This is a genomic window from Bacillus cereus group sp. MYBK79-1, assembly GCF_051915365.1.
In the GTDB taxonomy this organism is placed as follows: domain Bacteria; phylum Bacillota; class Bacilli; order Bacillales; family Bacillaceae_G; genus Bacillus_A.
In genome coordinates this window covers 111432-126668 of the sequence record NZ_JBQAEO010000004.1, presented here as the reverse complement: position 1 = coordinate 126668, position 15237 = coordinate 111432, and the positions used below count along the sequence as shown (strand labels likewise).

Genomic DNA, 15237 nt, shown 5'->3' with positions numbered 1-15237 from the left:
ATTGAAATCACAAATTAAAAATCTTTTATTTGAAAGATTATTGAAGATTATGGATAAGTATTATAAAGTGGAAAATCAGCTCGAGTTTGTAGATTTACCAATAGTATCTTTCAAGGATAATGGAGAATGTCTAAATAAGAAAGTTGAAAATATGAAAATTTTGTATGTAACATTCTTCAAATATCCTAATGTCGGAGGGTTGGCTAATTATATCTCCACGTTAAAAGAAGGATTTGAAAAATTGGGACATAAAGTAGATGTTATTTCTCCCCTCCAGATGCCAGTTGAATATTTAGAGAAGCGGATTCCTGAAGAAGCGAAAAAAATAAGTGTGTTTTTTAGAGAAAGATATGGAGTTATAAATGAAAAAATTATTAAAAACGTGAGTTTCCTAAGTGTATTTACAAGTTTTTTAGAGGAGAAAAATTTAAATGGGTATGATGTATTTCATGCCCAAGACTTATTTTCTTTATTTATATTAAGACAATTCAATTTAAGATATAGAAAGCCTCTTTTTTTTACACCACACGGACATTTTACTCAAAGTAGGATAAAATTTAATAAAATAAAAAAAGACTCTATTGAGGAATTGTACTTTAGTGAAATTGAGAAACAAGGAATAGAGACAGCTGATAAAATTATAACTATTAGTGATTCTTTTCATTCGGCGTTAAAAAAATATGGGGCGAAATCTAAACAACTTGTGACTGTTTATACGGGTATAAACTTTAAAGAGAAAATAATAGAAAAAGAAACAGACAAAATAATTGTTACTTGTATTGCGCGGCTTTCTCCTAGAAAAGGGCATACGAACCTTTTAAGTGCACTTTCACAAATGAAGGGAAGTCTTCCTCATATTGAAGTATGGATTGTTGGAGACGGAGTTATGAGGGAGGATTTGGAACAGCAAGTAAAGTTCTATAATTTAAAAAATGTGAAATTTTTAGGGAATCGAAAAGATATTGCAGAAATATTGGCAGCTTCTGATGTTTATATTTTACCTACTATAAATGATAATTTTCCACTTTCAATTATAGAAGCTATGTTTGCAGGGAAAGCAATTATTTCCACAAATTGTGGAGGTATCGTAGAAATGATCCAAGATGGTAAGACAGGACTTTTATGTGAACCTGGAAATGTGCAACAAATTGTTGATTCATTAACTTTATTGATACGAAATTCACAGTTAAGATTATCTTTAGGGAAAAATGCAAAGGAATATGCACGGAAGTATTTAACACAAGAGAGAATGGTTTCTGAAATAGAAGAAATCTATTATAGTTTGCTTGAGGGTTAATAAATAAAATGGGGTTATTTCTCATTCTTTTTTAAGAAAAATGGTTGTCCTATAAGTTAAATCTTTTAACTAAGTGCTCTTTTTATGTAGCCGTATAGAAAATTATAAAAATGATGCCGATTTGCTAATAAAGATAATAACAATGAATGTACAAGGAAAGAAGCTGTTCCAAAAGATAGTTTGGAACAGCTTCTTTCCTTGTTTTTTGTAATTTCGGCTGCTTTTTGATATTTAATATTGCGGTATATGAGAGGCTTTCTGCTCAATCCGCTCAATCACATCTTGCAATTCGTCTGGCTTCAGAAACTCAATAGGAGAGAAGCCTTTCTCAAACGTAAGTGTATCAGCCTCAATCATTAATACGTACCGGTCATTTACCTTTGCGATATGTATTTGATCCCCGAAATCAGCAAGTAGAGCCTTCACAGAGATATGATCTGCTTTTAGCTTTAATTCCACTTCAGGAGCGTGCTCAACGATTTGAGCGGTAGCTTCCATTACTTCTTCGGTTGAAAATTGTTCCATAATTTCGCGTTTCGGACTGGCAGCCCATACTTCCATTGCTTGGTCGAATTGTTCGCGTTCTTCCGTACCTTCTTCAAATACATCTTCAATTTGGTCGTATACCATGTCCATTACTTGTGTTTTCATAATTTCAGGCATAGAGCGTTCGTACTCGACGAATTTTAAGAAGTCTTCAAAGTAACGGGCGTGTGATGCTTGGTGAATTTTTAGTTCGCCTACTTCAACCATACCTTCTTCAGGCATGTACGGATATTGGATAGATTTCATGTTTTTTGTTGTGATTGCCATTTCAACGTTACGAATTAGTGTGGATTCATCTGAAATAGAAGCAACTTTCGGTTCAAAGTCACATTTCATAACGAAAACGAATGGATCATCAAAGTATTTACGTAGTTTTGCTTGCGCAATTAAAAATACACCACCGCGTACAGCACTTGTGTCAAGATATGTATAAACGAGTGGTTCACTCATATCTTTGAAGTTTTCCTTAGTTTCCGCGAAGCGAATGCGATTAAATAGGTTGTAATGAGGGTTTGAATCAAGTTCGTGCCCTTCTTCTACAATGAAGCGACCGATTTTTGTCGGAGCTTGTTCTGTTTTCGCATGACGTTCTACTTTTCGCTTTGAAATTTTTAATAATTCACCATTCAAAAATTCTTTTAAGGAGCTATCTTCATACTCTTCAGCGTCTAATGTTTGAAAATGTTTGTAGCGTTTATCAACAGCTTCACCTTTTCCTTCTACTTGTACAACATAAAAGGAAAGATAATTTATTTCAAAATCCATATTTATCACCTTGTTTCATTTCATTAACTCTTACCAGTATAGAGATGGAAAAAACTTTCGTCAATTTATATAAGGAAGGGGAGCCCCTTCCTTATATATTTTTTATTTTCGAAATTAAAATCCGTCTTCTAATGCTGAAAATGGAATGTTTAGTCTGTTTTCTATAGTACGTAAACGTTGGTTTAAGCGGTTTAATCTACGTGTATGACGCTCAACCGTGTTTTCTAATTGACGTACTCTTTGTTCAAGCTCATTTACTCGTCTTTCTAGTTGACGGTTTCCAGTACCAGGAAAAGAGATTGGAAGTTGAAATTGTCGAGTTTGATCATATGGATTAACTTGTTCTGCTGGATCTATATATTGTTGGTATTGTGCTTGTAAATCATATTGAGGCTGATAACCATTTTGGTTATATGGATCGTATGGATTGTAGGGGTACATAAAAACATCCTCCATTTCTTTAAAATAGGTTAATTCACCATAATGTATGTGTAAAAGCGGAGTGTGGCACGGCAAATACCTATTTATGTTCACAGGATGTTCCTTTATAAATAAGAATATGGAGTTTTTACATTTGTATTCCGTCCGTTTAATGGTATATACTGGATAATGGGGTGGGGTTACATAAAGGTTACATTTCTATCAAACTCAAACTTTTATGTAAATATGTATAGACATTTGGAAAAGAAAAGAGTAATTTATATAGAGTAAAAAATAACTTGTAACAATTTATAAATATATTGTAAAATGATTGTAACAAAACATACATAAAAATGAAATAATACATAAAAGTAATATTGGGAAAAAGGGGAGAGTATATTGTTCCGTAAAGTAAAGGGTATATTAGTTGGGGTATTATGTGTAGCTATAGTAAGTGGTTGTGGCACAAAAGTAAGTGATGTCGCATTAGTAAGTGATATTGGTGGCCACACGGTAGAGGCTAAAGCAGAAGTACAGGATTCTATTAGTTTAGTAGATGGTCGTACAGGTACAGAAGTGAAAAAGCTAGATTTATCGAGTCTAGGTTATTTTGAAGATGAAGTGAAATTTAAAAAATCGGTTGAGAAGGTTGCTAGGGAAGTTGGGAAAAATGTTGACAAAAAGATGGTTCCTTCACGTTTAGGGCCTGATGGAAGTTGGCAAGAAGGAAAGCCTTCTTTTGAATTAATGGAAAAAGAGTTAGTAAATAAATTATTAAACGTTGGTATGTGGGATTCTTCATATCAGTTACCTATTGTTGAAAAAAAACCAACTGCAACATTAAGTGATGCACAAGGAAGTGGTACGGTAATTGGTAGATATGAAACGAATTTAGGTGGCTCAGCAGGTGGTCGTATTGAGAATATTCGTTTGTCAGCAGCGAGCATAAATGGAGTTGTATTAGCAAAAGGAGACAGTTTCTCTTTCAATGCATTAATTGGTGATACAACGCCAGATAAAGGATATCAATTAGGAAAAGAAATTGTAGATGGTAAACTAGTAGATGGATACGGCGGTGGTGTTTGTCAAACATCATCAACATTATACAATGCAGCAGATCAGGCTGGTTTGAAAATGGTAGAGAGAACGACACATTCTAAAACGGTAGGTTACGTTCCGCAAGGAAGAGATGCTACAATTGCATATCCATACTTAGACTTAGTGTTTGAAAACACGAATGATGCACCTGTGAAACTTTATATGGGCATTCAGGGTGGAAAGTTAGTTGCTGAAGTACATAAAATGAAATAAGAGTTAAAAAGTCACCTTTTCTAAAAGCTAGAAGAGGTGGCTTTTTTATTATGAAAACAAAAATGTGCATAAATTCTGACTTTTCTTATTTACATAGGATGATTTTGGTTGTATCCTTCATAGTAACGGTTATATGAAATAGGAATATATCGGGATAAGGAGATGGAGTAATTCATGGTACAAATTCATCCGAAAACACGTATTGGTCATGTTGAATTTAAGGTGATAGATTTAGAACGTCAAATTGCTTTTTACGAGCATGTTGTAGGATTAGAAGTAATTAAGCAAGAGGCGAATAAAGTATATTTATCAGGAAAAGGTGGAAAGAGCACGTTACTTGTTCTTGAAAAGTTAGAGGACGGGGTGCTGCAAGAGCCGCGTACGACTGGTATATATCATGTAGCCTTTTTAGTTCCGACTCGTGAAGCTTTTGCTTCGGCTTTATTTGGGGTGATTCGTAATAAGAATGTAATTGATAGCCCAGCTGAACAAGAAGGGCGTTATACATATTCTAATGAAATTTTACCAATTTCAAGGTTTAATAGTGCAAGTGATCATACGTATAGCGAAGCGTTTTATTTACAAGATTTAGAGGGAAATGGTATTGAAATTTATGCAGACCGTCCGCGTGATCAATGGGGAGAAGGACCAGGAGGAAGTACGCCGCTAGATTTAAAAGAACTGGCAACACTTGTTGAGTATGAGGCTGCTGGATTACCTGCTAATACTGTCGTTGGGCACGTACATTTACGAATAGCTGATGTAGAGAAGTCACACGAGTTTTATGTAGAGACAGTAGGATTTGAAGTGCAACAACGCGAAGATGACTGCTTATTCATTTCTGCAGGAGGATATCATCACCATATCGGTGCAAATACGTGGAACGGAGTAAATAATCCACACCCACCCGCACATGCAACTGGACTTAAAGTGTATACAATTGTATTACCGCATAAAGAAGCGTTAGATGAAGTGAAAGAAAGATTAATAGAAAAACAACATAAAGTAAACGAAAGTACAAACGGATTTACAGTAGTAGATCCTAGTGGTATTACAGTGCAGTTTGAAATAGAAACAGCATAAAAGAAGTCGGAAGGTGTATAATCACTTTCCGGCTTCTTTTTGATACTTCTTCATAGCTCAATCCAAAATCTTCTTACTACATTCCCATCTTCTTCAGTGAAATCATCATCACGAAGCCCACCATTATGTAAAATTGTTTTTTCAGAAGCTGTATTCACTTCGTCACAAACGACAAGTGCTTTCGTGATGTTTAATTCCTTCGTTTTTTCTAGCGATAATTCTAATAACTTCGTAGCATAACCTTTTCTTCTTTCAGAAGGGCGAATGCCATAACCGATATGACCGCCAGCATTAAATAAATGTTCGGTTAAACTATGACGTATATTAACAGCTCCTATAATTCTATGATTATCTGTAACGAGCCAATACGTAGAGTCTGGTACCCAAGATTCAGGAAGGTTTACTCCGTTATGCGCATCGAGTAATTCTTGAATCATAGCCGGGAAGTTAGAAGGGTCTTTTGAGATAACCCACGGAATCATTGTTTCACCACTATCTTTCCATTCGTTATAAAAATCTAAGTATTCTTCTTTTAAATCCGTAGTAGGTGTTAGTAAAGAGACGTTCATTGTTGGTAATCTCCTTTATTTATGTAGTATTTTTAAAAAATTACGATACAAAATGAAAACGCTTTCCGAATTTTCTCAACCTCATTTCATGTAATTCACCTTTGTTTTTTTAAGAAAATTAGAAGTTGCATTTTATGTCAATATTTAAAATATTAACATAAAACAATCGGAGTATTAAGTGTATTTTAGTGAAATTCCTTCATATCGATCAATGGATGTGTGTGATAATTTTTGTTTTATCTATCTATAATGAATGAAAGGGGGAAGGTTCGTGAGTGTAAATATTGATTTAATTATACGAATCGGTGTTGCGGGTTTGTTAGGAGCAATAATTGGTATTGAAAGGGAAATTCGATCAAAAGAGGCGGGATTAAAAACACATTTCCTAGTAGCGGTAGGGAGTGCTTTAATAATGGTCGTTTCAAAATATGCCTTTTCAGATATTATGAATAAGGAACATATGGCTCTTGATCCGAGCCGTATTGCAGCGCAAGTTGTTAGTGGAGTAGGTTTTTTAGGGGCAGGTACAATTATTATTCAAAAGCAGGCGGTGAAAGGATTAACGACAGCGGCTGGTTTATGGGCTACAGCAGGAATTGGATTAGCAATTGGGGCTGGCATGTATGTAGTGGGGATTGGAGCGACGATTCTCGTTTTAATTGGTTTAGAGATTGTGAGCCGGATTTTTAAGGTGCAATTTTTATTTCCTCAAAACATAACAGTGCAAATACATATAAATAAACATGAAGCGGTACAACAAATAGTAGAAACGCTACAAGTGAAAGGCATTCCGATACTTTCATATGAAGTGGAAGCTTTACAGCAAGGTACAGAAATAGTTTATAAGGTAGGGATGCAACTGAAAAACATATCGTCAGAAGAAAAGAATGAGTTGATTCAGCATATGCAAACATTACCGGAAATTACGTTTATAAAGTTAAAATCATAGCGTCGAAAACGAGGGTAGATGTAGCAGGAATTTCGCTATTATCTATCTTTTTTTGATACAAAATTTACATAAAGTCAAGTGTTAATTTTGCACGGCATGGATACATATGTGAACGTTCCCTTATTTTTTCTCAATACAGAATAAAAAGTAAGAATAGTAAAATAATGGTGCGGGACACTAAAAAATGTAAGGTAGGGGAGAGCATGAAAGGCTATTCAAAAAAAGTGTTAGTAGGGGTAAGTTTTGCTAGTTTAATGTTAGGGAGTTTCCAAGGCAGCACATTGGCGGAAAGTACAAAGGGAGAGCAAGTTTCTTATCGGAACGTTCTCAAAATGGAGCCAGTTGGTGTGCAATTACCAGTGCAAGAATTAGCTCATTCATCAAAAGTGCTTGAAAATGAGTCTTTTGAGAAAAGGTTACAATTTGCTGATTTGTCTCAAAGACCACCTGAAGTAAAAAAGGAAAGTAAGCAATTAGCTGCAGCGAAAACTTACACAATTGCTGAATTAAATCAATTGAGCAATCAGCAGTTAGTAGATTTACTCGTAACAATTGATTGGGAGCAAATTACTGGGCTATTTCAGTTTAATAAGGATAGTCTTGCATTCTATCAAAATGATAGTAGAATGCAGGCAATTATTGATAAATTGAAGCAGCAAGGACAAGCTTATACGAAAGATGATTCAAAAGGGATTGAGACTTTAGTAGAAGTATTACGCTCAGGGTTTTATTTAGGATTTTATCATACAGAATTAAGTAAACTAAATGATCGAAGCTATCATGATAAATGCTTACCTGCATTAAAAACAATTGCGAATAACCCGAATTTCAAACTCGGTACGTTAGAACAAAATAGAGTTGTCTCATCATACGGAAAATTAATAGGAAATGCTTCGAGTGATGTGGAAACGATAACATCAGCTGCAAAGATTTTTAAACAATATAATGATAATTTTTCTACATTGGTAGACAATCTACCAGCTGGAAATGCGATTTACGATATTATGCAAGGTGTGGATTACGACATTCAATCGTATTTGTACGATACGAGAAAAGCTCCGAAAGATACAATGTGGTACCAAAAAATTGATAGCTATGTCAATGAATTAAGTCGTTTTGCATTAATTGGAACGGTAACAGCGAAGAATGGATGGTTAATTAATAATGGTATTTATTATACAGGTAGACTCGGTACGTTTCATAGTACAGGAACGAAAGGATTGCAAGTTGTAACAGACGCAATGAAAATGTATCCGTATTTAGGAGAGCAATATTTCGTAGCAGCTGAGCAAATTGCGACGAACTATGGCGGGAAAGATGCAAATGGAAATGTTGTGAATTTAGATCAAATACGAGAAGATGGAAAGAAAAAGTATTTGCCGAAAACGTATACGTTTGATGATGGGGCAATTGTTTTAAAAGCTGGAGATAAAGTGACAGAAGAAAAAGTAAAACGTCTATATTGGGCGGCAAAAGAAGTGAAGGCACAATTCCATCGTACGGTTGAAAGTGATCAACCTTTAGAAAAAGGAAATCCTGATGATGTATTAACGATGGTTATTTACAATAGTCCAGCTGAATATCAATTTAACCGTCAATTGTACGGATATGAAACGAATAATGGCGGTCTTTATATAGAAGGAACAGGTACGTTCTTTACTTATGAACGTACGCCAGAAGAAAGCATTTATAGTTTAGAAGAATTGTTCCGACACGAGTTCACGCATTACTTACAAGGTAGATATGAAGTGCCAGGACTGTGGGGACAAGGTAAGATTTATGAGAATGAGAGATTATCTTGGTTTGAAGAAGGGAATGCAGAGTTTTTTGCAGGTGCAACGAGAACAGATAACGTTGTACCGAGAAAGAGCATTATAGGAGGGATATCTTCAAATCCAGCAGAACGTTATACAGCAGAGAGAACGTTAAACGCAAAGTATGGAACGTGGGATTTCTATAATTATTCCTTCGCTTTACAATCGTACATGTACAATAAGAGATATGATATGTTTGACAAAATTCATGATCTTATTAGAAAAAATGATGTAACAGCATATGATGCATACCGCTCTGCATTAAGTAAAGATGCGAATTTAAATAAAGAGTATCAAGATTATATGCAAATGTTAGTCGATAACCGTGAGAAATATAATGTTCCGTTAGTATCAGATGATTATTTAGCAACGCACGCACCGAAACCAGTTTCAGATATTGCAGCAGAAATTACAGCAGAAGCAAAATTAAGTAATGTATCAGTTAAGAAAAATAAATCACAGTTCTTTAATACATTTACACTGCAAGGAACGTATACAGGTACGACTGCAAAAGGGGAATATGAAGACTGGAAAACAATTACACAAAATGTGAATGATACGTTAAAACGTTTAAGTGCAAAAGAATGGACAGGCTACAAAACAGTAACAGCTTACTTTGTGAATTACCGTGTGAATGCATCAGGACAATTTGAATACGATGTTGTATTCCATGGTATTAATACAGAAGAAGGTGCTGTGAATAAAGCACCAGTTGCGGTTATAAACGGTCCATATAGCGGAAATGTAAATGAAGCAATTTCATTTAAAAGCGATGGATCAAAAGATGAAGATGGGAAAATTGTTTCTTATAAATGGGAGTTTGGTGACGGTACTGTAAGTAATGAACAAAATCCAACTCACGTGTATACAAAAGAAGGAACATATACAGCGAAATTAACAGTAACAGATGATAAAGGATTAACGAATACTGTTACAACGAATGTAACGGTTCAAAAGAAAGAAGATAACAGCGTAGAAAAAGAGCCAAATAATTCATTCCAAACAGCAAATAAACTACAATTAAATCAAGTTTTACGCGCAAGCTTAGGAAATGGTGATACGAGTGACTTCTTTGAAATAAATGTGGAAACGGCGAAAAACCTTCAAATTAATGTAACGAAGGAAAATAATATCGGAGTAAACTGGGTCCTTTATTCAGAAGCAGATTTAAATAATTATGTTACGTATGCCCAGCAAGAAGGGAATAAGTTAGTAGGAAGTTACTACACGTATCCAGGAAAATATTATTTACATGTGTATCAGTATGGCGGGGGAACAGGGAATTATACGATAGAAGTGAAATAATAAAAAGGTCGCCGTGAGTGGCGACCTTTTTTACGCGTTATACAAAAATTAAATAAAATTTGTAAAAGTTTGATAGGCGATACCAATGGAAAATACGGTAGCTACCATATGTGCAGTCCATTTAGGCATATTTAAATTCAATACGACGTTATACAAGATTCCATATAAGATACAAATGATTAATATAAATGCAATGAATTGAAGAATTAGAAAAAATAGTGGTTGTTCTAAAGAATTAAAATCATGTTGTTCCATTTATTCTCACTTCCTTTATTTAATATATTAATATAATTAATTTGAAAGTGAAAGTTTTATTTCTATAAAGTTCCAAAACATGAGACTAAAAGTTACATTGGTAATTTTAATAATTGATGCAAACTATAATGTAACTCAAGATATTATTCCGAAATCAGTAAAAAAGGTCGCTATGAATGGCGACCTTTTTTCTACGCGTTATACCCAAATAACTTTAAATCTTCTCCAGAGTCTGAAATTATCTCTTCGAACTGAAATCCTACTTTTTCTAAAAGCTTTCCTGAATTGATGTTATCAATAGTAGTAATTGCTACTATTCGTTTCAGTCCGAGCTTTTGTACGCCGTAGTTTATTACAGCAGAAGCGGATTCAAAGCCATACCCCTTTGAACGGAATTTCTCTAAAAAGGCAAAGCCGATATCAACATCTTCTAATGAATCTCTTTTAATAAGTCCGCACATACCAAGTGGAGTGAAATCTTCTTTTCGCTCTACTAAGTAAAGACCAAAGCCCATTTTATTATACATATCAACGGGGCCATTTAAGATGTATTTTTTTGCATCGTCTAAGTTTTTAATCCTTTTATCACCAATAAACTGGATCCATGCAGGATCGTTTACTAATTCTAGAATAAATGGAGCGTCTTTTATATGAAACCAGCGAAGAACGAGTCGTTCAGTTTCAAGAACTATCAATCCATTGCACCACCTTTAATAGTTATAACAATTAGTATGGGTTGCGAAATACAAAAGTGCAACATATTTTAATTATGCTCTACTTGTTCACATAAAGTTCGTTTGTTTTGTATAAAGGGATATTTTATAATTAGGATTGATTGTAAAGAGTGAGATACTTATACAATGACTCCTAGGTAACTAGGAGTTTTTACTATATAACTATCATTATTACTAAATATGACACACTACACATTCTACTCAAGGAGGTACATAATGAAAAAATTATATAATGCATCGTTTACGTATTTGATTATCGGTTTATTATCAGGAATTTTCGCTAGGGAGTATGGAAAGTATAAGGGGATTGTAGGATCTACTTTGTTAAATCTTTTGCATACACATACACTTGTACTCGGCTTTTTCTTCTTTTTAATTGCTTTAGGATTAGCAAAAGTATTCGCGTTTCATGAAGCGAAAAGTTTTAATAAGTGGTTTGTTGTACATAATATCGCATTAACTTTAATGTTAGGTTCGCTAGCAGCGAGAGGGCTTCTTCAGCTAAATGGGGCGGATTTTAAGGGGTTAACTTATATTGTAGGGTTTTCCCATTCGTTAATGGCAGTTACTTTAATTTGGTTTATGTTGTTAATAAAGAAATCATTTAAAATGTAGTTTTATAGAAAAGAACTTGCAATAGTTATTGCAAGTTCTTTTTGTTTATTCGACAGTAGGAAACGAATTTCATATGTATAAAACTTGAATTATTTAATTTTTCGGATTATTATGTATAAAATAGTTAGCATATTTTGTAATTCGAATTTATAAAAAGTAGGAGGGTGTACGATGGAAATAACGGTAGAGCGTTTAGTAAATGAATTAAAGGGTGTACTTCCCGAAGATCGAGTAGTTGTAAATACGACAGTAAGAGAGTTACATAGTAAAGATGAATCTTATCATACTAGTAGTTTACCTGATGTAGTAGTTTTTCCGAAAACGACTGAAGAGGTTAGTAGAATAATGAAAGTAGCGAGTGAGCATAAAAAACCTGTCGTTCCTTTTGGTGTAGGATCTAGTTTAGAAGGCCACGTTATTCCATATGAAAAAGGAATTACAATGGACTTTTCACTTATGAATAAAATACTCGAAATAAGAGAGAAAGATTTTCTTGTAAGAGTACAGCCGGGAGTGACTCGCTCTCAGCTTAATAAAGAATTGAAAAAGTATGGATTGTTTTTTAGTGTAGATCCAGGAGCAGACGCAACGTTAGGTGGAATGGCTGCTACAAATGCAAGCGGAACGACAGCAGTTAAGTATGGGGTAATGCGTGATCAAGTTCGGGATTTAGAAGTCGTTCTTGCTGATGGGGAAGTAATACATACTGGAAATTTAGCAGCGAAGTCATCATCAGGTTACCATTTAAATGGTGTTTTCGTAGGATCAGAAGGGACGCTCGGATGCTTTACAGAGTTAACATTAAAAGTATACGGCATACCAGAACATGTTATGGCTGCGAGAGCATCGTTTCCAACTATAAATGATGCAGTAGAAGCTGTGATTAATATACTACAAGCGGGTATTCCAATTGCGAGAATTGAACTTGTAGATGAATTATCTATGAAACAAGTAAATCATTATAATGAAACAAGTTACAGAGAAGAACCTACGCTATTTTTAGAGTTTCATGGTAATGAAGCAGGTTTAAAGCAAGATATTGAATTCACGAAGGAAATTGTGTTTGATCATAAATGTAAAGAAGTTGCTTTTGAAACAGAAACTGCGGCGAGAAATAAATTATGGGATGCACGGCATAATCTAGCATATTCTTACGTTCATAGCTATCCTGGTAAAAAGCTTATGAGTACAGACGTATGTGTACCAATTTCAGAATTAGCTGGTGCAATCCAACATGCGAAAGAGACATTAGATAAAGTAGGTCTTGTCGGTGGTATTCTTGGCCATGTTGGAGACGGGAATTTCCACGTGCTCTTAATGATTGATCCAAACAATAAAGAAGAAGTAGAAAAGGGCGACGAAATAAATGAAAGTATCGTTTTGTATGCTCTTAAACGAGGTGGAACGTGTACAGGAGAACACGGCGTTGGGATTGGGAAACGGAAGTATCAAGAAGAAGAACATGGGGCGGCATTACTCGTAATGGAAAAAATAAAGAAAGCTCTTGATCCGCAAAATATTTTGAATCCCAATAAAGTTTTTCAGTTGAAGGATAGGGGATGATGGGGTGAAAGTACTAGAAGCGATAAGTAATATAGCTGGAAAGTATTTTGCATTTTGGGTTATTTGTATTGCAACTATTGCATATTTCATTCCTACTCCATTTCTCGGGTTAACTAGTTACATAACAATTTTACTTGGCGTTGTTATGTTTGGGATGGGATTAACATTAAAGGCTGTTGACTTTAAAATCATTGCTACAAAACCATTGCCAGTTATTATCGGTGTATGTGCTCAGTTTATTATTATGCCACTTGTCGCATACGTACTAGCCTACGTTATGAATCTGCCAGCGGAATTAGCAGCTGGATTAGTGTTGCTCGGTTCAGTACCGGGTGGCACTGCATCAAATGTTATGGTTTATTTAGCAAAAGGGAACTTAGCGTTGTCTATTGCAATGACGTCATTATCAACATTACTAGCACCAATTGCTACACCTCTTATTTTATTATTACTTGCAGGACAATGGATGCCAGTGAATGCTATGTCTATGTTTCTTTCTATCGTACAAGTTATTATCCTACCAATTATTTTAGGATTAGTAGTGAAGAAGTTTTTCCCTAAAACTGTTACGAAAGGAATGACTGTTATCCCTTTAATATCAGTTGTAGCAATTATCATTATTGTTTCAGCAGTTGTTTCAGCGAATGTAAGTAGCATTACTTCTTCAGGCCTTCTTATCTTCATTGGAGTTATGCTCCATAATGCATTTGGCTTTTTACTCGGATATATAACAGCGTTCGTACTTGGACTAGACGAAGGGACAAGAAGAGCTATTTCAATAGAAGTAGGAATGCAAAATTCAGGCTTAGGTGTTGCGCTGGCAACAGCACATTTTGGACCAGCAGCTGCACTTCCAAGTGTATTAGCAGCAGTGTGGCATAATATTGCAGGGCCGATTTTGGCAACCATCTGGTCAAAAAATGCAAAGAATACTTTCAGTGATGAAAATGTACCGGTAAATATAGAAAAATAGGGATGGTAAAGAATGCAAAAGCGTATTGTACATTTTGAAGGTCTAGTTGTTTTCGTAGCCACGATTTATGCGTATTCAATATATGAATTTAGTTGGATTATATTTTTAGTATTTCTTTTAGCACCGGATTTATCAATGTTAGCGTATGGGATAAATAATCATGTAGGTGCTAAAGTTTATAATATTTTTCACACATATATTATATCGATATTAATTGTTATGATAGGTTTCTTTTTTAAGATAGACACAGTTATTATGATAGGATTAATATGGACAGCGCATATTGGGATGGATCGAATGTTTGGATATGGATTGAAATATGAGACGGATTTTAAGGATACTCATATTCAAAGGTTATAATTGCTTTTGAGGAGAGGGATACGTTGAAACAGAGAATTACTATCGAAGAATATAACATCAAATGGGAAAATGAATTTTATAAACTACAATCGCTCATTAACAATGTAATAAATGAACTTGTTTTGTCCATTGAGCATGTTGGGAGCACATCTGTTACAGGACTTGCAGCAAAACCAATATTAGATATTGATATAGTAATAGAAGAGTACGAAATTTTTCCTGAAGTAGTAAAAAGGCTTGAAAAGATAGGGTATTACCATCAAGCTGACTGGAGCTTCAAAGGAAGAGAGGCGTTTGGCAGAAAGGACGCTTTCGTTCCGTGGGACGGAGAAAGTACAGTTTGGATGGAACATCATTTATATGTGTGTGACAAAAATAGCGAAGAGTTAAGAAGACATATAGCGTTTCGGGATTATCTTCGTGAACATGAAGATGTTGTTGTTGAATATGGGCGTTTAAAGGAAGAGTTAGCAAGAGAATCGAAAAATCGATTCAGTTATAGTGAAGGTAAGACTGCATTTATTACAAATATATTGGGAAAAATAAACTAAGGTCGCATTGAGTATATGCGGCCTATTCTTTTTTAATTGAGAGCTGCCATTATAAAACAAATATAAACTGGCCCTGTTGAATGCTACGAGATTTAAATATAATGAGAGATAAAAGATTGGAAAAGAG

Annotated in this window: 15 protein-coding genes; 10 read left to right on the top strand and 5 right to left on the bottom strand. The window is 34.7% G+C overall.

Translation table 11 applies throughout. From position 1 onward, the window contains the following. The first annotated feature begins 49 nt into the window (after window positions 1-49). Window positions 50-1297 (top strand): glycosyltransferase family 4 protein, encoded by a 1248-nt coding sequence (locus ACTFOB_RS09390; RefSeq protein WP_440025849.1) that lies wholly within the window; start codon window positions 50-52, stop codon window positions 1295-1297. Window positions 1298-1528: 231 nt separating this feature from the next. Here ACTFOB_RS09390 and ACTFOB_RS09385 read toward each other — a convergent pair whose 3' ends face one another. Both ACTFOB_RS09385 and ACTFOB_RS09380 read right to left on the bottom strand, forming a co-directional pair. Continuing rightward, on the bottom strand, window positions 1529-2608 hold the full coding sequence (locus ACTFOB_RS09385; RefSeq protein ID WP_440025693.1) for a DUF3900 domain-containing protein: 1080 nt from the start codon (window positions 2606-2608) through the stop codon (window positions 1529-1531). A gap of 114 nt (window positions 2609-2722) precedes the next feature. Further along, window positions 2723-3064, bottom strand: coding sequence for a hypothetical protein (locus tag ACTFOB_RS09380; RefSeq protein WP_151634311.1), 342 nt, complete (start codon window positions 3062-3064; stop codon window positions 2723-2725). A gap of 363 nt (window positions 3065-3427) precedes the next feature. Here ACTFOB_RS09380 and ACTFOB_RS09375 point away from each other — a divergent pair, with 363 nt between their 5' ends. Next, window positions 3428-4339: a VanW family protein gene (locus ACTFOB_RS09375; RefSeq protein WP_440025694.1), complete on the top strand. Its 912-nt coding sequence runs from the start codon at window positions 3428-3430 to the stop codon at window positions 4337-4339. A 174-nt stretch (window positions 4340-4513) separates the two neighbouring features. Beyond that, window positions 4514-5422: a VOC family protein gene (locus tag ACTFOB_RS09370; RefSeq protein ID WP_440025695.1), complete on the top strand. Its 909-nt coding sequence runs from the start codon at window positions 4514-4516 to the stop codon at window positions 5420-5422. Between the two features lie 50 nt (window positions 5423-5472). On the opposite strand, the gene ACTFOB_RS09365 is transcribed toward ACTFOB_RS09370, so the two are convergent. After that, entirely contained in the window at window positions 5473-5991 is a 519-nt protein-coding gene (locus ACTFOB_RS09365; protein WP_440025696.1) for a GNAT family N-acetyltransferase, read from the bottom strand. Window positions 5992-6262: 271 nt separating this feature from the next. On the opposite strand from ACTFOB_RS09365, the gene ACTFOB_RS09360 reads away from it, so the two are divergent. Together ACTFOB_RS09360 and colA are read left to right on the top strand one after the other, a co-directional pair. Beyond that, entirely contained in the window at window positions 6263-6940 is a 678-nt protein-coding gene (locus ACTFOB_RS09360) for an MgtC/SapB family protein (RefSeq protein WP_440025697.1), read from the top strand. A gap of 203 nt (window positions 6941-7143) precedes the next feature. Further along, the gene (gene colA / locus ACTFOB_RS09355) at window positions 7144-10059 is read left to right on the top strand and encodes a collagenase ColA (protein ID WP_440025698.1); all 2916 of its coding nucleotides are present in this window, start codon (window positions 7144-7146) and stop codon (window positions 10057-10059) included. Window positions 10060-10107: 48 nt separating this feature from the next. Here the strand turns inward: colA and ACTFOB_RS09350 are convergent, their stop codons facing one another. Both ACTFOB_RS09350 and ACTFOB_RS09345 read right to left on the bottom strand, forming a co-directional pair. Beyond that, complete coding sequence (locus ACTFOB_RS09350) at window positions 10108-10314, bottom strand: hypothetical protein (protein WP_440025700.1); 207 nt, start codon at window positions 10312-10314, stop codon at window positions 10108-10110. A 191-nt stretch (window positions 10315-10505) separates the two neighbouring features. Continuing rightward, window positions 10506-11009: a GNAT family N-acetyltransferase gene (locus tag ACTFOB_RS09345; RefSeq protein ID WP_440025702.1), complete on the bottom strand. Its 504-nt coding sequence runs from the start codon at window positions 11007-11009 to the stop codon at window positions 10506-10508. A 255-nt stretch (window positions 11010-11264) separates the two neighbouring features. On the opposite strand from ACTFOB_RS09345, the gene ACTFOB_RS09340 reads away from it, so the two are divergent. The 5 genes from ACTFOB_RS09340 to ACTFOB_RS09320 all read left to right on the top strand — a co-directional run bounded on the left by ACTFOB_RS09340 (window position 11265) and on the right by ACTFOB_RS09320 (window position 15110). Then, window positions 11265-11663, top strand: a complete 399-nt coding sequence (locus tag ACTFOB_RS09340; protein ID WP_440025703.1) for a DUF2871 family protein — start codon at window positions 11265-11267, stop codon at window positions 11661-11663. A gap of 171 nt (window positions 11664-11834) precedes the next feature. Beyond that, window positions 11835-13226, top strand: coding sequence for an FAD-binding oxidoreductase (locus ACTFOB_RS09335; RefSeq protein ID WP_440025704.1), 1392 nt, complete (start codon window positions 11835-11837; stop codon window positions 13224-13226). Between the two features lie 4 nt (window positions 13227-13230). Continuing rightward, window positions 13231-14199 carry a bile acid:sodium symporter family protein gene (locus ACTFOB_RS09330; protein ID WP_440025705.1) on the top strand — a complete coding sequence of 323 codons (969 nt, stop codon included), beginning with the start codon at window positions 13231-13233 and terminating at the stop codon, window positions 14197-14199. 12 nt (window positions 14200-14211) lie between these two features. Next, window positions 14212-14559, top strand: a complete 348-nt coding sequence (locus tag ACTFOB_RS09325) for a DUF4260 domain-containing protein (protein WP_440025707.1) — start codon at window positions 14212-14214, stop codon at window positions 14557-14559. A 23-nt stretch (window positions 14560-14582) separates the two neighbouring features. After that, a complete protein-coding gene (locus ACTFOB_RS09320; RefSeq protein WP_440025708.1) occupies window positions 14583-15110 on the top strand; it encodes a GrpB family protein in 528 nt (175 codons plus the stop codon). Window positions 15111-15237: the final 127 nt, after the last annotated feature.

What these genes read in the sequence shown, in the direction of transcription:
- ACTFOB_RS09340 (WP_440025703.1), top strand. Translation starts at nt 11,265, where the DNA reads ATGAAAAAATTATATAATGCATCGTTTACGTATTTGATTATCGGTTTA.
- ACTFOB_RS09385 (WP_440025693.1), bottom strand. Translation starts at nt 2,608, where the DNA reads ATGGATTTTGAAATAAATTATCTTTCCTTTTATGTTGTACAAGTAGAA.
- ACTFOB_RS09380 (WP_151634311.1), bottom strand. Translation starts at nt 3,064, where the DNA reads ATGGAGGATGTTTTTATGTACCCCTACAATCCATACGATCCATATAAC.
- ACTFOB_RS09365 (WP_440025696.1), bottom strand. Translation starts at nt 5,991, where the DNA reads ATGAACGTCTCTTTACTAACACCTACTACGGATTTAAAAGAAGAATAC.
- ACTFOB_RS09350 (WP_440025700.1), bottom strand. Translation starts at nt 10,314, where the DNA reads ATGGAACAACATGATTTTAATTCTTTAGAACAACCACTATTTTTTCTA.
- ACTFOB_RS09370 (WP_440025695.1), top strand. Translation starts at nt 4,514, where the DNA reads ATGGTACAAATTCATCCGAAAACACGTATTGGTCATGTTGAATTTAAG.
- colA (WP_440025698.1), top strand. Translation starts at nt 7,144, where the DNA reads ATGAAAGGCTATTCAAAAAAAGTGTTAGTAGGGGTAAGTTTTGCTAGT.
- ACTFOB_RS09390 (WP_440025849.1), top strand. Translation starts at nt 50, where the DNA reads ATGGATAAGTATTATAAAGTGGAAAATCAGCTCGAGTTTGTAGATTTA.
- ACTFOB_RS09335 (WP_440025704.1), top strand. Translation starts at nt 11,835, where the DNA reads ATGGAAATAACGGTAGAGCGTTTAGTAAATGAATTAAAGGGTGTACTT.
- ACTFOB_RS09325 (WP_440025707.1), top strand. Translation starts at nt 14,212, where the DNA reads ATGCAAAAGCGTATTGTACATTTTGAAGGTCTAGTTGTTTTCGTAGCC.